Below are 22,130 nucleotides of genomic sequence, written 5' to 3' on the forward strand. Positions count from 1 at the left end.
GTTGGATGAAGAAACAAGTGAATTTACATACGCCTCCATATAAACGACTGCATGATTATCGAGTGGAGCACATTATGCTTGGAGGGGCCGAGAATTTATCAAGCGGAGCTCCAGCGACCGGGCTCCCACGCTGGCGCCAGCAGGTTCAATATGCTGTAGGGCATACACTTAACGACTTTTATAGTTTGCTGCCTGAAGTTCGAAGGGAGACACCGATACAATTTCTGTTAGAGCGTCGTTGGCCACCTAGGGGGGATGCTTTTCCTTCATTACTGCAATATTGGGATATCAAGACGAGTATAGCGGATGAACTAATGCGTATCGTTTCGACCAATCATTTACTGGAAATTCCGGTAATGCTATACGAGCAGTGGTATGTGCCAGTCCCGGAGCTGAGCTTGGAGCTTTCGATGATTACTCAATTAGCTTGGAATTCTACTCAGAATGGTCGAAGCCTGAACATTCAGAAATTTATGGTGAATGGCAATGAGGATACTATTGCGGGCTTTTTGCATATGACAAACGTCTTTTGTTATGCGGCTTACGGTGAACCTGCGGAGACCGTGGAAATCTACTCCTTGCTAGAGGGTCGTAAATACTCTTACAAGGGAAATGCAGTCCCGTATAAGGAGTCTTTGGATTATGTTCGATTGTTATCTGTATTTCTGGAGCAGGAAGTGCACGCTGATGGCTCATTAAACTGTAGTGACCGTAGAAATGATAGAGGCGAAGCTAATGTTGGAGGCTTTGGGCTTATGTGAGTACTCCTAATAATAAAATAAGGCCTCCTGCTCTACAGGCGAGAACGCCCATTAGACAGGAGGCTTTAATTCTATGGATTAGCCGATATAACGGTAATAATCCTGTTTATTCTGAATGATAAAGCCACAGCTTTCATATAGCTTAAGCGCATTGGGATTATCTAGAGCGACCTCGAGATTAATTCCATTATAGTTTTTACGTTCTCGTTCGATCGTTTGAAGAAGTGCACTTCGTCCAATGCCTAGCCCCCGTAGCTTCTTGCTGACAGTAAATCCATAAATCCAGGTTTCATTATCTTCGGTCCACAGCCGCATTTTACCAACAGGTTGTCCGTCCATTTCGATCATAATATGTTCTTGCAGGCCTTCCTGTTTCTGCAGGTCATAGAGTTCGGCAGCATCTTCAGTCTTTATGTCAAAGCCTCCACAATCCAGCTCAACGAGAATTGGGGCTTCGTCTTCACGAGCAGGGCGTAAGATCACAGTCCCTGTGGCTGAGCTTGCTTCAGAAGAAGCAACCGAATTTCCGCCCCATTTCATTTGGTATTCCGCGTGATTAAACTCTAGTGGTAGCGTTTGAAGGAATGCTACACCAGATGATGAGGCAGCAGGAGCGTTTAGAAGTAGGGTATCAACATTGCCTCGTTTGATAATAGTTTGCGCTCGGTTCCACAGTGAGGTGAAGATGCCCCGTCGGCGGTAGCCTGGTCGAACCATGCCACAGACCTCCATATCGCTTCCAAATCCATAAAGTCCTAAGAAGCCGACGAGTAAATCATCTTCATATGTCACGAGCCATTCCGTATCTCCTACGCTTGATGGCTGGCGAAGCATATCCCAATTCAATTTCAGTGAAATTCCATCATATTGCTCACAGCGTTCTTGTAATTCTTCTATATTTCTCAAAGTATCAGTAGTAGTCAAACCCGTTTCCTCCTAAAGTGTATTTGAACTAAGTGTATTAGTTCGAATAGGTTAATAAAGCTTCACGGAAACGGGAACGGAGATCAGTCTCGCTCGCCTGTGTTCCCGCTCAGCACGTCCTTATACTCCGGATGCTTCTCAAATTGATGAGCTGCATAGGAGCACACAGGAACAATTTTCAAATTTTCATTTCGAGCCTTATCTACAACAGCCCGTACAAGTTCTTCACCGGTACCTTGACCGCGCAGTTCTTCAGAGACACGAGTGTGGTCAATGACCAATTCCCCAGCATCTTTATCCAAACTGTATGTGATCTCGGCAAGGTCCTTACCGTCATTCGCAACAAAAAAACGTCCTGTTCCAGTTTGAATTTGCATCTTATGGCTTCACTCCTAAAATGTTATTGCCTATATTTTACTACCACGATTTGCAAAAAGCGAGGAACGAAGCAGATTGATTGCTCGCCTTGGACGTTTGATGGCTTTCCATAGATGGATTTATCGAGGAAGTTAGGATTATTGGTGTGAATGATGCGCTCATGTTACTAAAGGCAGTTGCTTTGTAATGTTTGTTCTGCAAGTAGTCTGGCTTTGCGGAATGGGGATAGGAGGCAGACGTGATGGAGTGACTTTTGGCGAGCCGAGAAGGTGGAAGGGGTTGAATTTCTGGACAACCTAGTGTGCTGGATACGCAAGCCGGCCCAGACATTCCCGGCACTCTGACGCAGGAACATCCAGGACAGCCGGACTCATGGGAATTCTTGAGACCTCAGCGTGCCCAAAATTCCTGTTATCATAATCATCCATTGGAGCTTTCGGACTCAGTACGTTATTTGCAAATTTTTAGCCGTTTGAGTAAAGTTTCAGACTCCATTGCAGCTATTCCTTAGGAAAAAGCACAAATTAGGCGATTTCTATGCCAATAGCGCCTATGGAGTCCGATAGAACCCCAAATTGGGGGGAATACTGCTTATAAGGTCCACTGTGCCCGATAGCAACTTCGTGAGGGTATGAGTTCACCGATGGAGCCGCACTGTAATGTCCTGCTGCATATGAGTAGCAATTCCCTTGCTTAGACTCTCGCAATCTCAAAATCAAAGTGAGATGCAAATAAATTCTTCATTCAAACAGTAGTCAAGCAGCAGTCAATGAATTTTTATACACTCCCGTTTATAAAGTAGCTTGCGTATTCTCAGGATAATACAATAAGATTAAGAGAATATCTCACTACTGAAAAGAACCGCTAGCAGGAGGAATCATTGTGGAATACAAAGTTGAGGTTGAATTTGGATCGATTTATGAGTTATTGAATAGCTTACATACTTATCTATGCAAAAAATCCTATAAGAAGATTGACCTAGGGGTAGCGTGGGTTACTGAAATTGAAAGCACTCTAAGTGAGGAACTATTATCCCGTCTGAAGGAAACCGAACTAAATAATGAATGGAAAATGTTGAATCTGCTCATTTACTGTTGTCCATTCAAGGATGATGTAGACAGTGTATTGAACTGGATTGAAGGGTTAACAGTTGGCGAGTTATATGAGACCTTATCAAAATATGTAAAGGTATTTCCAAGCCATATGGAGGATTACCGTAATCGCGTAGTATTTTTACTCTTCGAATGGAACCGCCAGTACTTTAGTCAATGCAATCCTGCGATTCTAAGCAAATTACAGCAGCATACGGATTTGAAGAACATGGAGTTTAATGCACTGGAAACTGCTGATTTTGTGAACAAAACGACCAACGGATTTTATTTCATGCCTACTGATGGGCTTAAGAAGCTTGTATTAATTCCACAGTATCATTTTCAGCCTGCTAATATCATCTATTGCTACGGTGAACTAACAATCTGTCATTATGCGGCCTGGATTTCGATGGAGAACGAGGAAATTTCACCTTTTATGTATAGAGCCATTCGTAGTCTGGGTGAAAAAAGCCGCCTGAAAATTCTCCAAGCTCTTAGCGGTGGTCGCAAAACATTCACCGAAATTGTTAAGCATGCGGGAATCTCGAAGGGGATTGTTCACGATCATATTTTTAATCTTCGCTGTGCAGGTTTGCTTCATGCCTATATTGAAGGGGAGAATGTCACCGGGTACAGTCTGCGTCTGGAAGGCATTCATCGGATGAATGAGCAGCTATTTGATTATTTGAAATAATCATTTTACAAAAAAATATAACGATCTAAAAGTCAGAATTCTCTTATACAGAGAGGGTTTTGGCTTTTTTTATTTGTCTTAATTTCCATTTGATTCTGTTTATAGAGAATTTTTTTAAAGTTCTCTCTTTACAGAACTCGAAAACCTTTCTATAATGAACATCAGAAGTTATTCATACTTAACAGGTAGGAATTATAGTTATTATTCTATTAGAGAGAAAAGGGAGATAGGTACATGAGAAAAAATGCGATTGTAATCACTTCATTACTACTTACGGGTTCACTGTTACTTTCTGCTTGCGCTAACAACAGTAATAACGAATCCTCGTCTGGTAACAACGCGGCTGCAGGGTCCAATTCAACCAATGTGGAAGCAACAACTCCGGCAGAGACTGTTCCTGCGGGTGCGCTAAGCGAGCCTTTTACCGCAACCGATTTGTCCAAACTTCCAGCAGTTGCACAGAAACGTACAGACACCATTATCGTAGGGTTAACGGACCCAAGCGGAGCTTTTACTCCGTATTTTCAGCAAAGTGGTTATGATGGCAATGTATCTTCACTGCTATACGCTTCTCTCGTAACTGTAGACGATAAAGGCGTTCCAACACCGGAGCTTGCAGAGAGCTGGGATGTTTCGGATGATCAGCTTACATACACGTTCCACTTGAGAAAAGATCTGAAATTCAGCGACGGTTCACCATTGACAGCAGATGACGTGGCTTTTACTTGGACGATCCAATACGACAAATCGTATGACGGTAGCTCCCAGCTTCCATCCCTAAATGTTAAAGGCGGCAAAGCCTATAAAGATGGTTCTTCTACAGCAATAGAAGGGATTAAAGTGATTGATCCACAGACGATCTCAGTGACACTTGAGCAACCAAACGCAACAGCGCTGGTACAGCTCGGCTCGAATGTTCTGTCGAAAGCTTACTATGGCAAGGACTATAAATTTGGAGATCTTGAATACATCAAGAAGCTGCATGAGAAGCCACTTGGAGATGGACCTTACAAGCTGGAGAAATTTATTCCGGGGCAAGAAGTACGTTTTGTGGCGAATGAGAATTATTTCAAAGGTAAACCAAAAACGGAGCATTTCATTTATAAAACTACGGAAGGCGATGTATGGCAGTTCGTAGAAACAGGTGAGGTAGACTACGCTTCTTTTAGTGCGACAGACGAGAATATCGAGAAGCTGAAAGCGCTCGGTTTTGTGAATATTATTCCTTACACTCCAAGTACCTATGGTTATTTGCAAGTCAATCTGAAGCATGAACAGCTCAAGGATAAGCTTGTACGTCAAGCCATTGTGTACGGTCTGGATCGTCAGAGTATTTATGTAGATGCAGCGCAAGGTGCAGGCTCAATTGCCAACATCCCGGCATCCCCTATCTCTTGGTCTTACACGGAGGAAGGCATTAATCCTTACAAATATGATCCGGAAAAAGCAAAACAATTGCTCGATGAAGCAGGCTGGACAGTAGGCGCGGGTGGTATCCGTGAAAAAGATGGCAAACCGCTCACCATTCATTATCTCGGTTCCAAGAGCAAAAATACAGATATTTTCATCGCTGTAGCTAAAGAGAACTTTGAAGCACTGGGTATCGATTTCCAGCCTGAGGTTTTTGCAGACTTTAACTCTTTGGTATCTAAGGTAGAAGGCGGGGACTACGATCTCGTATCCTTCTCCACTAGTATGTTAACTGATCCAGCTGACGGGTTCATGCAATTCTTCGATGGAGAAATCACGGATTATGACAATCCGAAATTCCTGGAGCTATACAATAAAGCCTTGGCTACTACTGATATTGAAGCACGCAAAGCGGTATACAAAGAGCTGTATCAGCTCTTCAATGATGAACTGCCTATTATTTTCACAAGTTACAAAAAGACTGTATACGCCTATAACGGACGTATTGAGAATCTATCGGTCAGCCCGTTCATCGGTCTTGCTGGCAGTCTGCCAACTTGGAGCCTGAAATAAATAAAACAGTGTCCCCTGCTCTGATGAGCAGGGGACAAATCATAAGGAGTCTGTCATGAGCGCTTATTTATCGAAAAGACTGTTGTACATGGTCATTATCTTATTTGCGGCATCATTATTGATCTTCTGCCTGTATGCTTCAACTCCCGGGGACTTCATAACCGGAAATATCAAATTGACTGCAGAACGTAAAGCTGAGCTGCGAGAGATTTACGGCTTAAACAAGCCGATGCTTGAGCGGTATGGAATCTGGATGAAGAATGCGCTGCATGGCGATTTCGGTTATTCCTTAGCCCAACAGAAGCCTGTTCTGCAGCTTTTTAATGATTATATTTGGAATTCCTTTCTACTGGCTGCCGTTTCCACGTTTCTGACGTGGGTGATTGCAGTTATTATTGGTGTGATTTCAGCCTATAAGCAATATTCATGGTTCGATACACTCGTGATGATCGCTATATTCGCAGCAATGTCGCTGCCGTCATTTTTTATAGGCTTATTCCTGATCAAAATTCTGGCCGTCGATCTGAAGTGGCTGCCTCCGGGTGGAATAATCACTACGGGCAGTAATGCTACGGGTCTGGCGTATTTTAAGGAGATTGTAACGCATATGACCCTTCCGGTTGTTGTTATGACCCTCCTTGGATTAGGATCGCTTACCCGTTATTTTCGAAGCAATATGATCGATGTCTTAAAGCAGGATTATATTCGTACCGCCCGTGCCAAAGGCTTAAAAGAACGCAAGGTGCTATTTACACACGCCTTACGTAATGCCTTGCTGCCCGCAATTACACTGGTTGGTTTCGAGCTTCCAGCACTATTCGGCGGATCACTTATTATTGAGAAAATATTCAATTGGCCTGGGATTGGCCAGCTGTATATGCAGTCCTTCGGACTAAGAGATTATCCTTTGCTGATGGGCTTTACGATGTTTATTGCCATACTTACCGTCATAGGAACGTTGCTTTCGGATGTTTTGTACCGGATTGCCGATCCTAGAGTTCGGCTATAGAGAGGAGGAAGCTGACGTGGCAGTTCAAAGTAATGTAGCGGGTATCTTGAAACCCCAGACCACCAAAGGAAAATCCTCTTTATTCCGGCAATCCCTTCGGAGGTTGCTGAAGAACAAGCTGGCGGTATCCGGGTTTGTGGTAGTGATCTTTATGTTTGCGCTTTGTTTTATTGGTCCTTTGTTCTCACCCTATACGGATAACAAAATTAATATGGCATTGATGAACAAGGCCCCTAATATCAAGCATTGGCTTGGCACTGACGCGCTGGGCAGAGATATTTTGACCCGGGTGATGCAGGCAGGACGTATTTCACTAACCGTAGGACTGGCATCAATGGTTCTTTCGGTGTTTATTGGGGCTCTTTTGGGAGCCATAGCTGGGTATTACCGCGGAATCGCCGATCAAATCATAATGCGGATTGCGGATCTTTTATTGACGATTCCGAGTTTGCCGCTGCTTTTTATTTTTGGAGCATTATTATCAGAGTGGAAGATTCCAACGGACTACCGGATGTATATCGTTATGCTTATGCTCAGCATTGTGAGCTGGCCAGGTATGGCGCGTATGGTACGGGGGCAAATGCTTAGTCTGCGAGAACGTGAGTTTATGCAAGCAGCTGTAGTATTAGGCCTTCGGGATCGCCGTAAATTATTTAACCATTTGCTGCCGAACATTATCCCGCTGCTGATCGTTATGGCAACGCTCAACATCGGTGGTGCTATTCTGAGTGAATCGGTTCTTAGCTTTTTTGGGCTAGGTGTTATGCCGCCAACACCAACCTGGGGCAATATGATTGACGCAGCGAATAATATGATCGACTTCAAGGATCGGCCGTGGCTGTGGATTCCGCCTGGGCTATCCATCTTCGCGACAGTAATCGCGATCAATATTTTTGGTGACGGACTCCGGGACGTACTTGATCCTAAACAGAAGAGGTAGGTGACCCTTACATGAGTGATTTAATGAATATAGACGGTCTAAGTACATACTTCTTCACGGAAGAAGGAAAAGTGAAAGCCGTTGATGATGTAAGCTTCCGTGTCCGTGAAGGAGAGACGGTCTGTATCGTCGGAGAATCGGGCTGCGGCAAAAGTGTAACTGCGATGTCCATCATGGGTCTTGTTGAAGAGCCAGGGGGCAAGGTTGCCCATGGCAAAATTGATTTTCAGGGTGAAGATTTGTTGCAAATGGACAAAAACACACTGCGAGCCATCCGTGGCAACGAGATCGCGATGATCTTCCAGGAGCCCATGTCCTCTCTTAATCCTGTAATCAAGATCGGTGAACAAATTATGGAGCCGTTGATCGTGCATTTGAAGATGAATAAGAAGCAGGCGCTTATCCGGGCGATTGAACTAATAAAACAGGTAGGCATATCACGACCTGAGCAAATTGCTGATAGTTATCCACATGAATTAAGTGGAGGGATGCTGCAGCGGATAATGATCGCTATTGCTATCGCCTGCAGTCCAAAGCTATTGATTGCAGATGAACCGACAACGGCGCTGGATGTAACGATTCAAGCACAAATTCTGGATATGCTTCGTGAAATTAAAGACAGCTCCGGCATGTCTATTCTATTAATCACCCATGATCTGGGTGTAGTCGCGGAGATGGCTGATTACGTGATTGTTATGTACTCCGGAAAGATTGTGGAGGAGGGGGAGGTTGTTGAATTGTTCAACAATCCCAAACACCCTTATACGAAAGGGCTGCTCAAATCGAAGCCAGTTATCAATCAGCGGCAGGATGAGCTGTATTCCATACCAGGTCAAGTGCCAAATCCGCTAGAGCTGGTACCCTCTTGTTATTTTCATGACCGCTGTGAGCATTGCATGCCTGTATGTGTCAGCCAGCAGCCCCAGCTTAAAGAAGTGGCCAGCAGACAAAAGGTAGCTTGCTGGTTGTATGAGGAGGCGGTTGTTCATGCCTGAGGCATTGCTTGAGGTCAATCATCTGAAGAAATATTTCCCTGTTACCAAGGGATTGCTTAACCGCACGGTTGGGCATGTAAAAGCCGTTGATGATATTAGCATCACGCTACAGCCAGGGGAGACGTTTGGGCTTGTAGGGGAATCCGGGAGCGGAAAGAGTACGGTCGGACGGACGATTTTACGGCTAACGGATAAAACGGCAGGCGAGATCAAATTCAAAGGGATAGACATTCATTCCTTGTCTCCTTCTGAATTGCGAAATATCAGACCCCAAATGCAGCTAATCTTTCAAGACCCGTATAGCTCACTTAACCCTCGGGTCCGCATAGGGGATGCTATCGGAGAAGCTTTACTGGATCATGGGTTATGCTCAAAATCAGAGGTTCGTGATCGGGTGCTTGAGGCGCTTGAGGCATGTGGTTTATCCTCTTATCATATTGATCGCTTCCCGCATGAATTCTCAGGAGGACAGCGACAACGGATCGGAATCGCGCGTGCGCTCGTGCTGAATCCTGAGCTAATCATTGCAGACGAGCCAGTCTCGGCCTTGGATGTGTCCATCCAAGCACAGATTATTAATTTATTCAGTAAGCTGCAGCAGAGCCGTGGGCTCACCTATTTGTTTATCTCCCATGATTTGAGTGTGGTTGAGCATTTATGTTCAAGAATCGGTGTTATGTATCTGGGATCTATGATGGAGACGGCTTCTAGAGATGAATTATTTAAGAATCCGCTCCACCCGTATACCAAGGCATTGCTATCAGCTGTTCCAATACCTATTCCCAAGCTGAAAAGGGATAGAATTGTCCTTAAGGGGGATATTCCGAGCCCAGTGAACCCTCCTTCTGGCTGTAAATTTCATACCCGGTGTCCCTATGCTCAAGAGGTTTGCAGATCTGAAATCCCGGAATTCCGGTCTGCTGGCAATAACCACTTTGTAGCTTGTCATTTGGTCTGATAGCTGTCAAAGATATAATGACGATTCGCTCCTAAGTCTTGAATAATTAAAGTTGAATTGTATAATAATACAATTTGACCTTATTTTTGCCTGTGCTCAAAAAGTTTTTAAGGGTTTCGAAGCCAGGTTAATGGGGTAATAGAGAGTGGTTAGGTTAGACGTACATATCTAATCGGTCTAGTATAAAATCCCTACTTAGGAGGAATCATCGTGAATACAACAGTACGTTTGACAGAAAGATCCGGCTCGACTTCTTCACAGCGCAGAAAAGGCTTTGTACCGGTAGTCGTGTACGGTGCAGGTTCAGATAGCCAGTCCTTTACAGCGGATGCTAAGACAATTACCGGGATTTTGGCTAATAACCCTCGGGCAGTATTAACCTTGGAATTACCAGACTCGGGTAAAAAGAACGTTGTCATCCAAGAAATCCAGCGCCAGCCAGTATCCAAACAACTGCTGCATATTGATTTTCAACAAATTGATATGAAGGCTAAATTGGATACAAAAGTGGCATTCCACTTTACAGGTGATCCAGTAGGTGTGAAGAGTGGCGGCGTGCAGCAAATTGAATTGCATGAGCTGGATATTCGCACACTTCCAGATAAATTAACGGCATCCTTTGAGGTGGATCTCAGTGGACTAGATATTGGTGACCAATTGCTGGTATCTGATCTGCCGAAGCATGAAGGCTGGGAAGTGTTGACGCCTGAGGACACTTTAATTGTCCGGATCGCACCTCCAGCAGCTCAAGAGCCAACCGATGAAGATGCTGCTGAACCAGCTGCAGTTGAAGCTTCTGGCGAAGATAAAGCAGAATAGAATAGTGATTAAATCATAAGAGCAGATGGAATCCTTCCCAAGGAGCTGTCTGCTCTTTTTGTTTTGTCTTCGTAAACACGAATTAATAAAATAAGTGCGGTCTTTCGTATAGTTTCTTAAATGGGATTTATGGTTGTTTCGCCTCATTTAGTTAAAATTTTACAGAAAATCGTTGACGAATAGGCCACGAAGGCTGAAAATGAGGACAATTACCATGGTAAAGAATTCAAAAGTTCCTGTTGTCGCTGTTTGAAAACGCTTTAGTATTATGCTTCAAAGAACTCTCATTGCCCAGTTCATCATGAATATGAGGAGGAAAGTTATGAAGATGAGGAAGCTGTTTTCGATCTTAATGACAAGTCTGCTGGTTATTGGAGTAGCTCTACCTATGGGTGGAAAAGTGAGTGCAGATGCTGCAAGTGACGCTTCAAATCGTGCTTTAATCTGGTTGAAGACCCAGCAGGATGCAACAGCGGGGTATGCTTTTGAGGGATTGGTAGATAGCTTTGAGGATTTCTGGGGTCCAAACAACCCCAAACAGATTGTATACACGTATGATCAAGCTGTTGCAGCCATTGCCTTTATTGTAAAAGGTGAGCGGACACGGGCAGAGCAGGTGTTGAACAAAATGCGGGACATTCAGGACCCTTCGGGCTTCTGGCTGAACTCTTATTGGTATAACAATGGCTACGGAGAAGAAATTCGTAAACATGTGGGGCCGGTTGTATGGATGGCAATGGCAGCTATGGCTTATGAAAAGCAATATAATGACACGCGATATCGTCCGATGGCGCTCAAAGCGCTCGATTGGAGCTTACAGTATAAAAAAGCAAATGGCAGTATCGCAGGAGGATGGAGTGCTTGGAGTAACTCTGATGAACCTTGGAGCTCTACCGAGCACAATATCGATATTTACCGGGTGCTGCAGTATTATGCTTCGGTGGATTCCTCAAAGGCTGCCACATACAATAGCGCAGCTACTGGAGTCAAAACCTTCCTGGATAATTATGTGTGGGATGACAGTGTAAAACGCTTCAAGGGAGGCTGGAAAAACGATACGAATCTGATCGACCCTAAAATTCCATTGGACGTGAATCCATGGGGAGTACTGGCTTTAGGAGTATCCGGAACGCATAACTATGGAGCAAGCTTAGCCTATGTTGAAAATGCCTCCGGCACCCCGGGGACCCTTGCAAATCCGCGTTACAAGCAGACGCTTACTTACAATGATGCTGGGAATACACTGACCGGATATGATTTTGACTGGACGGATGAAGTTTTGCCAGCTTATGACGATAACGGGAATCAAATTGGCAATACAGGTGCTGATGTATGGTTTGAAGGAAGCGCATTTATGTCGCTCGCTTACTTTATGCAAGGCAATGTATTCAAAGCGGATGCCATTAACACTGAAATTATTAAAAAGCAAGGCACAAGAGGCGCTTCACTAGGAGGAATCCCCTACTCGCTGAAAGGGACCAGCAACAGCTATTGGGTGATGGCACAGCAAAACTGCGTGTCTAGCACGGGTTGGTTAATTCTATCCCTGCATCGATTTAACCCATTCACAGGTCAATACTTGACGGGTGGTGGTAATACTGGAGATACAACAGCACCCACTACACCCACTAATCTGACAGTAACCAGCAAGACGGATACAGCAGTTAACCTGAGCTGGTCTGCATCAACTGATAATGTTGGTGTAACGGGATATCTTGTTTATCGCGGAACACAGCAGGTAGCCTCTGTGGCGGGAACTACAGCAACTGTTAGTGGACTTACTCCGAGCACAGCCTATACGTTTACTGTAAAAGCTACGGATGCAGCGGGTAATCTATCATCCGCCAGTAATGCCGCAACGGTTACTACTAATCCATCTGGAGGCAGCGGAGGCGGTGATCATGTGACGGCTGACTTTACAGCAGGGGTAACGAGACTTTCTTCGACAGAAGCGAGTATTTATATTACACCTGTAACCAGTGCTCTATATGTAGATGTGCATTATAAGGTTAACGGGGGGCCTCAGCTTAATTACCGGATGATCAATAGCTCAGGTACATGGAAGCAGACTGTGAGTGGGTTAAGTGCTGGCAGCAGTATTGAGTACTGGTTCACTTATGAGAAATCCGGTCCACAATATGATTCAGCGCATTATACCTATGTGCAGTAAGGTTAATGAAAGACTTAAACGATAAGATTTGTAGATAGAGCAAGTAAAATAAAGAAGGCTGTCCCAGATGCCATAGTATTGGCTTGGGAGGGCTTTCTTTTCTTTGTTTTAGGCTATGTTAAATCACATTGTTGATATTTGAGTTTTACGAACGTTTGTTCTGTTATTAAGATGACACTATGGTAAGGAGTTGATTACCCATTGGATTTGAAGGAAATGAAGTAAATTCCAACGGAATCATTCCAAGGTATCGTCGAAATGGACGAGGGGTTTAGTGCAACAAATTTACTTTTACAACGTATATATAGTGCTTCCATATTTAGGGATATTAAAGGGATTAAGAGGAATGTTACTGAAGTATATCTACGAACTAACAAGGTTTTCCATTAGTATTAATTCAAATAATTAGAGGTGATTTCATGAACAAATCTGGATTTATATTTTTTATTGCAACAATTATATTTTTAATATCAGGATGTCAAAAGGCTGGTTCCAACGATGAATTAGCTAAAGCGCAGGTGCAGGTTAGTGCATTAGGATCATCATTTAGTATTCCTCCACTGGATGGATATGAAGTTAGTTATGTACAACATAAATTCCCTCCAAAGGACAAACAAGGCAACTTTATTGGAGATAATCAAGAAGTTTTAGTCACATATACGAAAAATAAAGGGAAACTGGAGAAGTTAACAAAGGAACAAAAAGCGTCCAATGAAAGAGAAATCATCTACGGACCTTATCAAGGAGAAACACTCATTGAAATAACCTATAGCAATAATCAAGTTGATTTGAACGATGCTGATTTTATTGATATTAGCGGCAATCAGGTGCAAAAGATAAAAAAAAGTGATTATACGTTTTTAGCATTCAATGCTTCAAAAGGTTCAATCACTTTAAAGTTCAACAGTTTGGATGAGGATACAATTCTAAGCATTGCTCAACAAGTAGTAAATGAAAATAAATAGGATGGAGTGCTGCTGTACATGGAATGCTTAGGATGTAGAATCGCTAACGGTATTGAACCTGACTTGAATATTGTTTATGAAAATGAATTTATTACTTGTGTGCTTGATATTGCTCCTTTTAATGAAGGACATACTCTAATCCTCCCCAAAAAGCATTACTGTGATATCGAAGAGATGGAGTCAGAGACTGCTTATGCTATCATGGATGCTTCGAAAAAACTTTCAATTGCTTTGAAGAGCTTGTTTAAACCTGACGGAATAAGAATTTGCCAAGATGGAGGGAAGTTTAACGACCTTACCCATTACCATATGCATCTCATTCCGAGGTACGAAGGCGATGGATTTATCTGGGGTGAACCATTGAATCCACATGGTGCTGAAAAACGATTAAGCCAAACCAAAAAAAAGATTCTGAAGACATTAAGTGAGGAAAAGAGAAGGAGTTGATAAAGACTCCTTCTCTTTTTCTCATAAATTAATATGTATAGCTTAAATCAAAGAATACAGTGCGGGTAAAAGAGCGCAAATCCTCCTCAAGACGGAGGTACGCTCTTTTTTTATGCCGTAAAATCTTGGAGGGAAGCTTTAATGCAATGATTTGTTGCAGTAGGAGATTTAAGGGGGAGTGTTTTGTTTACAACGTAACAGTGTTATGTTACGATGTTTTCGAGGAGTGATCGCACATGGAAGATGATTTGATTTCGAAGAAGCAACTGCTGGATTTAACCGGTATTTCATATGGGCAATTGTATCGCTGGAAAAGGAAGCAGTTAATCCCCGAGGAATGGTTTATCCGCAAATCTACCTTTACTGGACAAGAGACTTTTTTTCCTAAAGAGATGATCTTGTCGCGAATTCACAACATTGTGAATATGAAAGATGGGCTTTCTTTGGATGAAATGGCTGATAAGCTATCGGATAAAGCATCCTTTGAGAAGGTGAGTTTAACTGCTAAGGAAATTATAGAACGTAACATTGTTTCGACAACAACACTGAGGAAATTTGGAAAAAGTCTCGGTGATGAAAGTAAATATACTTTTGAGGAGCTCGTTCATTTATTCGCTGTAGACCGCCTGCTTAGTGCTGGGGAAATGAGTATGGAGGAGGCGGAGCTTCTGTTTCGCACTTTGCAGGAGAAAGTTTCAAGGCTCGAGAGTGGAAGCTGGGAATTGTTTTTTGTCCGGAAAATGGGGGTTTCATCTTTCATTCTGGCACAAGCGCCTGCGGAGTTATGGTTTGATGAAGGGGTTAGATTAGTCAGTAAAATGACATATGCAGATTTGATCGAACAATTGAAAGGTAAGCTTGCCTACAAGCTAGTTGAATAGGAGGAAGAGCAATGGACAAACATCAGCTGCCTGATTTGATAATAAACGGGGTTAGTGGTGGGGCCGGAGGTACTTACAACAACGTAAACATGGATGGTGTAGGTAAAGTAGTCGGACCGATTGTGGCGCGAATGTTTAAAGGAAATGGGCATATGAATTTGAATGATGATCTCGCAGCAGAAGAAGCAGAATGCAACGGGGTCATCAAAGTGATGGGTAATATGCGTTTTGGCACCCTAAAGGTGGATGGGGTTCTTAATGTAGGTAAGAGTTTTCGAGGTGAAAGCTGTACCCTTAACGGAATGGTGAGTGTCAAAGGGGATTGTGAACTTGAGGATTTTGTAGGTGAAGGTAGCTTTAGTGTTGGTGGTTTACTAAGTGCCGGTCATGTGGATTTCAAACTGCAGAGTCAAGGGAAGGCTAATGAAATTGGTGTGGAAAGCCTCGTGATACGGCAAGTGAATAATGGGTTTTGGAGTAAGATGTTTAGCGGAATCATCCCTAAACTTCGACCTGAGCTATGTGCTCGAACGATCGAGGGAGATTTTATAGATGTAGAATATACAACTGCGGATATCATCAGAGGAAATATTGTCATTATTGGCCCAGGCTGTACACTCGGACGGGTAGAGTATCGCGAACAAATTACAGTGCATCCAGAGGCTAAGGTTGGAAAGGTGGAGAAGGCCCTGTGAATGATAATCTGAAAATAATTGGAACGACATCTTCAGCCGGTGGTTCTTTCAAAGATGTTAAGATCACTGGAGAATGCAAATTCGCTGGAGATGTGAATTGCGAAAAGATGAATCTGACTGGAAATGCCAATATAGCTGGAAATCTGCATATGAAGCAAATGAAAATCACTGGCGAAATTGCACTCGAGGGTAATCTTGAAGGGGATTCCTTACGTGGACAGGGTGAAATAAAAGCAGCCTCCGTAAAAATCGATGAGCTTCATCTCTACGGAAATTTGGATGTGAAGGGTGATTGTGAAGGGGAAAAATTGCAAATTTCCGGTGCCATAAGCGTAGCTGGATTACTTAGTGCTGAGCATTTGGAGATTAAATTGTTTGGTCCAAGTAGTGCGAAGGAGGTTGGGGGCAGTATCTTAACCATTAAGAAGAGTAAAACGGGGAGACTGCTGCATATGATGAAGCCAACTTCGAAAATACTGTTTGAAGCGGGGCTAATCGAAGGCGATGCTATTGATCTGGTCAATACAAAGGCTAGTATGGTAAGGGGAGAACGTGTAATCATTGGTCCGGATTGTGAAATAGAAACGGTGGAATTCCGCGATACACTAGAAGTTCATAAGCACGCAATAGTGAAGCATCAAGTGAAGATATAAAGACAATTGTATAGTTATTTTTTGAGAAAAAGAGGAGTGGAACATATGAGTGCTGCCAAATCGCCCAATCTGGGTATTGTTATCGCAGGTCTCCTATTAGGAATTTTGATGGCCTCCATGGACAGCACCATCGTTGCAACTGCAATGGGTAATATTGTTGGGGAGCTTGGCGGAATGGACAAATTTGTCTGGGTGACATCAGCCTATCTCGTAGCCGAGATGGCGGGTATGCCCATTTTCGGCAAGCTGTCTGATATGTATGGTCGTAAGAAGTTTTTTATTTTTGGAATTATCGTATTCATGGCGGGTTCGGCTCTCTGTGGAACGGCTGATACAATAACTCAGTTAGCTGCGTACCGGGCTATTCAGGGCATTGGTGGCGGGGCGCTTGTGCCAATCGCTTTTGCCATCATGTTCGATGCTGTTCCGCTGGAGACGCGGGGCAAGCTCGGCGGGGCATTCGGAGCAGTATTTGGATTGTCGAGTATATTTGGTCCATTACTGGGGGCGTATATTACCGATCATATTGCTTGGCAGTGGATATTTTACATTAACTTACCCCTTGGACTGTTGGCTTTTGCGATGGTCGTGTTCTTTTATAAAGAATCGCATGAGCATTCTAAACAGCCCATTGACTGGTTGGGCGCGGGTACGCTGCTTGGTTCAGTCATTTGCTTAATGTTTGCGCTGGAGCTAGGCGGGAAAGAGTATGCTTGGAATTCTTCCATGATTCTTGGTTTATTTGCAGCCTTTGCCATCCTTGCAGCAGTGTTTCTTGTTGTAGAGACTAGAGCGAAAGAACCGATTATTTCCTTTGCCTTGTTTAAAAAAAGATTATACGCGGTAAGCATTATCTGTGCACTATTTAGCGGTGCAGCCTTTATTGTGGCTTCTGTGTATATTCCGATCTTTATTCAAGGGGTATTGGGCGGATCAGCTACAAATTCAGGACTTGTATTGCTGCCAATGATGGTTGGCTCAGTGGTTACAGCTACGATGGGCGGATTTCTGATGTCAAAAACCAGTTACCGCAGCCTGCTGATTCCTACATTCGCACTTTTGGTGATCGGTACTGGACTTGTAGCGACACTCACGCCGGATGCTTCACGACTGCTTGTTACTTTATATATGATTTTAATTGGGCTAGGGATTGGTGCTTCATTCTCAGTGCTAAGTACGGCATCTATTCATGGATTGACGGCACAGCAACGCGGCTCTGCCAGCGCAACGCTGAATTTCATTCGTTCACTGGGCATGACCATAGGCATTACCACCTTCGGTATCATTCAAAGTCACTATTTCTCAGGCAGTCTTACCAAGTTACTCTCGGCTAATGGTGGAGGAGCGGCTCCGGCGGGAGCTATGGATTTTAAAGATCCGCATGCTTTGCTCTCACCTGAGACTAGGGCGCTCATTCCACCTGAAATTCTGGGTAAGATTACAGCTGGGTTATCCTCATCCATTGTAAACACCTTTGCTTGGGCGGTGATTCCTGCAGCTTTAGCGTTATTGGCTTCGTTCTATATGGGACGTCAGAAGATGGATGCCTCTGCGGAGGGGGATGTTCAAGCGTCTGGGCATTAGCATGTAGACTAGATAATATTCGTTTGATTATGTTTCAGTGAAAATAGACATATAAAAAACGACCACCACTTCGGGTACTTCCTAAGTGGTGGTCGTTTTTTGTCTAAAGACATATATGCCCTCCATCACTAGTCCCGCAAACAGGTAGAAAATGGTCGATTGTACTGCGAATTTGGTTCACAAGTATCTGACGGTTTCCCTGATAAGGCGTTCTGCTCTCTATCTCGCCAGAAGCTCAGATTCTGATACTCTGAAAGCGTAATCAAAATCTGGGTATAGGAGATTCCGATATGGGGGTACCTGCTGGCGAACTGCTTCCCAGCGTCGATCCGGTTCATCGATCCCGCTGGAAGATGAAGAACAAACATAAGTTGTTCTTCATAGCTTTTCCATTTCTTGTTGTCACCTTTATTTTCTATTATCTGCCGATCAGCGGATGGATTTATGCCTTTTATGATTTCATTCCCGGAATACCGTTGTCAGACACGCCTTACGTTGGTTTGAAATGGTTCAAGACGATTGTATCTAATCCGACGCAGACCGCAGAGGTTCTGCGGGTGCTGAAGAACACGCTTGCCATGAGTTCACTCGGATTAATTACATCCATCTTCCCAGTGATCTTTGCCATTATGTTGACTGAGATTAAGTCAGGCTGGTACCGCAAGTTGGTGCAGACATTAACCACGATTCCAAACTTTATCAGCTGGATTCTGGTATATGCATTGGCATTCTCGTTGTTCTCTGTAGATAACGGTGTCATCACTCACATTTTAGTGCAGCTTGGAGTGGTTGATGAAGGGTATAACTTCTTAGCCTCCAGCTCAAATATTTGGGTCACGATGATCGTTTGGTACTGGTGGAAATCGTTAGGCTGGGGTGCCATTCTCTACCTTGCTGCAATCGCAGGCATTGATCAGGAATTGTACGAAGCTGTTGAGGTGGATGGTGCAAGTCGGTTCCGCAAAATTTGGCATATCACCATTCCAGGTCTGATTCCAACCTTTTTTGTACTGCTGCTGCTCTCCATAGGTAATCTAGTCAATAACGGGATGGAGCAGTACTTTGCCTTTCAAAATGCGATGAATAAGGATTCTATTGAGGTGCTGGATCTTTATGTATACAACATCGCCTTCGCGAACAACTTTCCTTTTGCCACGGCCGTCAGCATGTTGAAATCGGTTGTCAGTGTAATTCTACTATTCGCAGCGAACACGTTGTCTAAGATGGTGCGTGACGAATCTATCATTTAAGTCAGGGGTGATCCCATTTGAGAAAGAAAAAACTAACGGCTGGAGAACTTATCTTCCAGATTATGATCTATACGCTCTTTGGATTGTTCACCCTGTCATGCATCTACCCATTTTATTATTTGTTCATCAATACGATCAGCTCGAATGATCTTAGCGCAGCGGGAGATATCAAATTTTATCCAAGACAGATCCATTTTGATAACTATAGTAAGGTGCTAAGAATCAGCGGTTTAGGACATGCGGCAACAGTCTCTGTGTATAGAACGGTTGTCGGGACGTTGCTTACTGTGGGGTCTTCAGCTTTTTTAGGATATTTGTTCACCAAAAAGGAAATGTGGGGCCGGAGTATTTGGTACCGGAGTGTCGTGGTTACGATGTATTTTAGCGCAGGTCTGATCCCTTGGTATATTACAATGCACAATTTGCATCTGACCAATAATTATCTGGCTTATATTTTGCCTACGATTATTACGCCATTCAACATCATTCTGGTCAAAACCTTCGTTGAAGCCATTCCTCCATCCCTTGAGGAGTCAGCGTCTATGGATGGCGCTGGTTACATGCGGGTGTTCTGGAGCATTATTGTACCGCTTACTACGCCAATTTTGGCTACGATTACGATTTTTTCTGCAGTGAATCAGTGGAACTCATTTATTGATACGGCATTTCTGATGACAGATACGAAGTACTTTACGCTCCAATTCTTGTTATGGCGTTATTTGAACGAGTCCAGCTCGCTCGCAGCTTTAATTCGTAATTCACCGGATATGGCCGCTAGTGTAGCGAATATGCAGACTCCAACCTCTGTACGGATGACCGTAACGATGATCGTCGTATTGCCGATTCTAATCGTGTACCCATTCTTCCAGCGCTTTTTCGTCAAAGGGATTATGATCGGTGCGGTTAAGGGCTAATGAGCTACCGGATCGGTAATGAAATGGGGTTTTCCTCTGCTAGGAGCAGAGCTGAACTATAAGTGAAGATACGAAAGGGAGGGTATAAAGCAATGAGACTAAGAAGAGCATCGCTTGTCATGCTATCCGTAATCCTGGTCTTTGTTCTGGCAGCATGTGGCGGGGGGAATAATACGGCTAACTCGGGTAAAAACACGAGCACAGAGAAGCCTACGTCCGCTGCAACGAATGCGCCGGCGGAAGAAACAGCAGCACCGGATGACGGAGCACTTGATCATTCCAAGCCGCTGAAGCTGACCGTATTCTCTACAACAGCTAACTATGCGGGTCCACAAACCGGGTGGTTTGCCAAAATCATCAAAGATAAATTCAATATTGAGATGGATATTGTAGCTTCAAACCTGACAGGTGGAGATACCAAAATCTCTGCAATGATGGCATCGGGTGATCTTGGAGATATCATTATTTTCGGTGATGATAAGAACCATTATCCAAATGCGATCAAAGGAAAGCTTCTCCTAGACTGGATACAAGAAGGGCTTCTTGATAAATACGGAAAAGACATTGCTAGTACGTTCCCAAAAGCTATTGAGAAAGCAAAGGTTGCTTTTGGTGGTGGATCATCCGTTTTTGGCATCGGAAACAGCGTAGCTTCTAATCCATCTGGACCTTCTGAAGGGAAAGATATGACTTGGGGGCCAGACCTGCGATGGGATCTTTATCAGCAAATCGGAGCACCTGAAATTTCAAAGATTGAAGATTATCTGCCCGTGCTGAAAAAAATGCAAGAGCTTGAACCAAAAAATGAGCAGGGAAAGAAAACCTATGCCTTCTCGATGTGGTCTGACTGGGACGGCAACTATAAAATGACACTGGCGAAACAGTTCGCCAACATGATGGGCTATGACGAAATTCCTGATACCGCTGTATATGTTAAAGCAGACGAAGAGAAATATTATGACTTCTTATCCGAAGACAGCTGGTATATGAAGTCGCTCAAACTGTATTTTGAAGCTAACCAAATGGGTCTGGTGGATCCAGATTCTATGACACAAAAATTCGATGATGTTGTAGCGAAATACAAGGATGGTCGTCTGTTGTTCTCTTGGTTCCCGTGGCTAGGGGCAGCAAACTACAATACACCGGAAAGAACAGCAGAAGGTAAAGGTTTTGCATTAGTTCCGTTCAAGGATGAGCTGATGTATTCCACTGGCTTCAATGTATACGGTGGTAACGGTATTATAGCAATTGGTGCAAAAGCTAAAGAACCTGCTAGAATTATGGAATTTATTAACTGGATGTATACTCCGGAAGGTGCAATGATCTCTGCAGGAAGCGGAACAGCGGTGCCTAACGGACCTAAAGGTCTAACCTGGGATATGGATGCAAGCGGTAAACCTGTCGTGACTGACTTTGGTTGGAAGGCTTATGCCGATCAACAGAATACACAAGTGCCTGCAGAATATGGTGGTGGTGACTACTACTACGGCTCTAATCAAATGAACTTCTCTTTTGTAGTTCCGGCGATGGTGAATCCAGACAATAAAGAGCCATACGATCACAATCTATGGACGACAACCCTAGAGCGTAATCCGTCTAAGCTTGATAGTGACTGGAGAGCGAAGATGGGCGTTCTGACGCCTAAAGAGTATTTTGAGAAAAATAATCTATTGGCCGTAGCACCACAAGGCTTCACTGGAAAAGAACCATTGATGATGGACAAAACACTGGAGCAAAAGAACAAACAAATTGGTACGGTCATTCAACAAATTTCTTGGAAAATGGTTTTTGCTAAAGATCAAGCTGAATATGACAAATTGAATAAAGAAATGCATGATAAGGTGAATGGCCTCGGCTATGCCGAAGTTATGGATTTCTCGATTAAAAAGGCTGAGGAACTGTTCGAGGCTCGTAAAAGCGTGAAATAAGGTGTGATTAGAAAAATACAAATAGGGCGGGGCGGCGTGGAGGCTGTTCTGCCCTATTCTATTCAATTAAGGATAAATGTGGTATTCTCAC

20 protein-coding genes are annotated in these 22,130 nt (G+C 43.7%); 18 read left to right on the forward strand and 2 right to left on the reverse strand.

The window, feature by feature from the left end:
* Positions 1 to 5: 5 nt before the first annotated feature.
* Positions 6 to 761, forward strand: a complete 756-nt coding sequence (locus tag MKY52_RS18995) for a hypothetical protein (protein ID WP_156113157.1) — start codon at positions 6 to 8, stop codon at positions 759 to 761.
* A gap of 78 nt (positions 762 to 839) precedes the next feature.
* Here the strand turns inward: MKY52_RS18995 and MKY52_RS19000 are convergent, their stop codons facing one another.
* The gene (locus tag MKY52_RS19000) at positions 840 to 1,685 is read right to left on the reverse strand and encodes a GNAT family N-acetyltransferase (protein ID WP_076284608.1); all 846 of its coding nucleotides are present in this window, start codon (positions 1,683 to 1,685) and stop codon (positions 840 to 842) included.
* A gap of 83 nt (positions 1,686 to 1,768) precedes the next feature.
* The gene (locus MKY52_RS19005) at positions 1,769 to 2,062 is read right to left on the reverse strand and encodes a GNAT family N-acetyltransferase (RefSeq protein WP_042190028.1); all 294 of its coding nucleotides are present in this window, start codon (positions 2,060 to 2,062) and stop codon (positions 1,769 to 1,771) included.
* Positions 2,063 to 2,945: 883 nt separating this feature from the next.
* Here MKY52_RS19005 and MKY52_RS19010 point away from each other — a divergent pair.
* The 17 genes from MKY52_RS19010 to MKY52_RS19090 all read left to right on the forward strand — a co-directional run bounded on the left by MKY52_RS19010 (position 2,946) and on the right by MKY52_RS19090 (position 22,039).
* Positions 2,946 to 3,848: an ArsR/SmtB family transcription factor gene (locus tag MKY52_RS19010; RefSeq protein ID WP_341052810.1), complete on the forward strand. Its 903-nt coding sequence runs from the start codon at positions 2,946 to 2,948 to the stop codon at positions 3,846 to 3,848.
* Between the two features lie 234 nt (positions 3,849 to 4,082).
* Entirely contained in the window at positions 4,083 to 5,831 is a 1,749-nt protein-coding gene (locus MKY52_RS19015) for an ABC transporter substrate-binding protein (protein ID WP_341052811.1), read from the forward strand.
* A 55-nt stretch (positions 5,832 to 5,886) separates the two neighbouring features.
* On the forward strand, positions 5,887 to 6,840 hold the full coding sequence (locus MKY52_RS19020) for an ABC transporter permease (RefSeq protein WP_339242616.1): 954 nt from the start codon (positions 5,887 to 5,889) through the stop codon (positions 6,838 to 6,840).
* 16 nt (positions 6,841 to 6,856) lie between these two features.
* A complete protein-coding gene (opp4C, locus tag MKY52_RS19025; protein ID WP_341052812.1) occupies positions 6,857 to 7,780 on the forward strand; it encodes an oligopeptide ABC transporter permease in 924 nt (307 codons plus the stop codon).
* An 11-nt stretch (positions 7,781 to 7,791) separates the two neighbouring features.
* Complete coding sequence (locus MKY52_RS19030) at positions 7,792 to 8,775, forward strand: ABC transporter ATP-binding protein (RefSeq protein WP_341052813.1); 984 nt, start codon at positions 7,792 to 7,794, stop codon at positions 8,773 to 8,775.
* Complete coding sequence (locus MKY52_RS19035) at positions 8,768 to 9,733, forward strand: ABC transporter ATP-binding protein (protein ID WP_341052814.1); 966 nt, start codon at positions 8,768 to 8,770, stop codon at positions 9,731 to 9,733. Before MKY52_RS19030 ends, MKY52_RS19035 begins: the two co-directional genes overlap by 8 nt.
* A gap of 210 nt (positions 9,734 to 9,943) precedes the next feature.
* Positions 9,944 to 10,552, forward strand: a complete 609-nt coding sequence (locus MKY52_RS19040) for a 50S ribosomal protein L25 (protein ID WP_052404365.1) — start codon at positions 9,944 to 9,946, stop codon at positions 10,550 to 10,552.
* A gap of 322 nt (positions 10,553 to 10,874) precedes the next feature.
* A complete protein-coding gene (locus MKY52_RS19045) occupies positions 10,875 to 12,722 on the forward strand; it encodes a fibronectin type III domain-containing protein (protein WP_341052815.1) in 1,848 nt (615 codons plus the stop codon).
* Positions 12,723 to 13,141: 419 nt separating this feature from the next.
* Positions 13,142 to 13,687 carry a hypothetical protein gene (locus tag MKY52_RS19050; protein WP_341052816.1) on the forward strand — a complete coding sequence of 182 codons (546 nt, stop codon included), beginning with the start codon at positions 13,142 to 13,144 and terminating at the stop codon, positions 13,685 to 13,687.
* An 18-nt stretch (positions 13,688 to 13,705) separates the two neighbouring features.
* Complete coding sequence (locus MKY52_RS19055) at positions 13,706 to 14,134, forward strand: HIT family protein (protein ID WP_149646869.1); 429 nt, start codon at positions 13,706 to 13,708, stop codon at positions 14,132 to 14,134.
* Between the two features lie 236 nt (positions 14,135 to 14,370).
* Positions 14,371 to 15,015, forward strand: a complete 645-nt coding sequence (locus tag MKY52_RS19060) for a YhbD family protein (RefSeq protein ID WP_341052817.1) — start codon at positions 14,371 to 14,373, stop codon at positions 15,013 to 15,015.
* Between the two features lie 11 nt (positions 15,016 to 15,026).
* The gene (locus tag MKY52_RS19065; RefSeq protein WP_042190007.1) at positions 15,027 to 15,710 is read left to right on the forward strand and encodes a hypothetical protein; all 684 of its coding nucleotides are present in this window, start codon (positions 15,027 to 15,029) and stop codon (positions 15,708 to 15,710) included.
* Positions 15,707 to 16,363: a hypothetical protein gene (locus MKY52_RS19070; RefSeq protein WP_341052818.1), complete on the forward strand. Its 657-nt coding sequence runs from the start codon at positions 15,707 to 15,709 to the stop codon at positions 16,361 to 16,363. The genes MKY52_RS19065 and MKY52_RS19070 overlap by 4 nt, the downstream gene beginning before the upstream one ends.
* A 45-nt stretch (positions 16,364 to 16,408) precedes the next feature.
* Complete coding sequence (locus tag MKY52_RS19075; protein ID WP_076284618.1) at positions 16,409 to 17,947, forward strand: MDR family MFS transporter; 1,539 nt, start codon at positions 16,409 to 16,411, stop codon at positions 17,945 to 17,947.
* Positions 17,948 to 18,237: 290 nt separating this feature from the next.
* A complete protein-coding gene (locus MKY52_RS19080) occupies positions 18,238 to 19,197 on the forward strand; it encodes an ABC transporter permease (protein ID WP_341052819.1) in 960 nt (319 codons plus the stop codon).
* Positions 19,198 to 19,214: 17 nt separating this feature from the next.
* Positions 19,215 to 20,111, forward strand: coding sequence for a carbohydrate ABC transporter permease (locus MKY52_RS19085; RefSeq protein ID WP_042190000.1), 897 nt, complete (start codon positions 19,215 to 19,217; stop codon positions 20,109 to 20,111).
* Positions 20,112 to 20,203: 92 nt separating this feature from the next.
* Positions 20,204 to 22,039: an ABC transporter substrate-binding protein gene (locus MKY52_RS19090; protein ID WP_341052821.1), complete on the forward strand. Its 1,836-nt coding sequence runs from the start codon at positions 20,204 to 20,206 to the stop codon at positions 22,037 to 22,039.
* Positions 22,040 to 22,130: the final 91 nt, after the last annotated feature.

Source organism: Paenibacillus sp. FSL P4-0184 (assembly GCF_038004625.1).
In the GTDB taxonomy this organism is placed as follows: Bacteria; Bacillota; Bacilli; order Paenibacillales; family Paenibacillaceae; genus Paenibacillus_AQ.

What these genes read in the sequence shown, in the direction of transcription:
- MKY52_RS19015 (WP_341052811.1), top strand. Translation starts at nt 4,083, where the DNA reads ATGAGAAAAAATGCGATTGTAATCACTTCATTACTACTTACGGGTTCA.
- MKY52_RS19065 (WP_042190007.1), top strand. Translation starts at nt 15,027, where the DNA reads ATGGACAAACATCAGCTGCCTGATTTGATAATAAACGGGGTTAGTGGT.
- MKY52_RS18995 (WP_156113157.1), top strand. Translation starts at nt 6, where the DNA reads ATGAAGAAACAAGTGAATTTACATACGCCTCCATATAAACGACTGCAT.
- MKY52_RS19050 (WP_341052816.1), top strand. Translation starts at nt 13,142, where the DNA reads ATGAACAAATCTGGATTTATATTTTTTATTGCAACAATTATATTTTTA.
- MKY52_RS19060 (WP_341052817.1), top strand. Translation starts at nt 14,371, where the DNA reads ATGGAAGATGATTTGATTTCGAAGAAGCAACTGCTGGATTTAACCGGT.
- MKY52_RS19045 (WP_341052815.1), top strand. Translation starts at nt 10,875, where the DNA reads ATGAAGATGAGGAAGCTGTTTTCGATCTTAATGACAAGTCTGCTGGTT.
- MKY52_RS19030 (WP_341052813.1), top strand. Translation starts at nt 7,792, where the DNA reads ATGAGTGATTTAATGAATATAGACGGTCTAAGTACATACTTCTTCACG.
- MKY52_RS19055 (WP_149646869.1), top strand. Translation starts at nt 13,706, where the DNA reads ATGGAATGCTTAGGATGTAGAATCGCTAACGGTATTGAACCTGACTTG.
- MKY52_RS19035 (WP_341052814.1), top strand. Translation starts at nt 8,768, where the DNA reads ATGCCTGAGGCATTGCTTGAGGTCAATCATCTGAAGAAATATTTCCCT.
- MKY52_RS19080 (WP_341052819.1), top strand. Translation starts at nt 18,238, where the DNA reads ATGGGGGTACCTGCTGGCGAACTGCTTCCCAGCGTCGATCCGGTTCAT.
- MKY52_RS19075 (WP_076284618.1), top strand. Translation starts at nt 16,409, where the DNA reads ATGAGTGCTGCCAAATCGCCCAATCTGGGTATTGTTATCGCAGGTCTC.
- MKY52_RS19020 (WP_339242616.1), top strand. Translation starts at nt 5,887, where the DNA reads ATGAGCGCTTATTTATCGAAAAGACTGTTGTACATGGTCATTATCTTA.
- MKY52_RS19090 (WP_341052821.1), top strand. Translation starts at nt 20,204, where the DNA reads ATGAGACTAAGAAGAGCATCGCTTGTCATGCTATCCGTAATCCTGGTC.
- MKY52_RS19005 (WP_042190028.1), bottom strand. Translation starts at nt 2,062, where the DNA reads ATGCAAATTCAAACTGGAACAGGACGTTTTTTTGTTGCGAATGACGGT.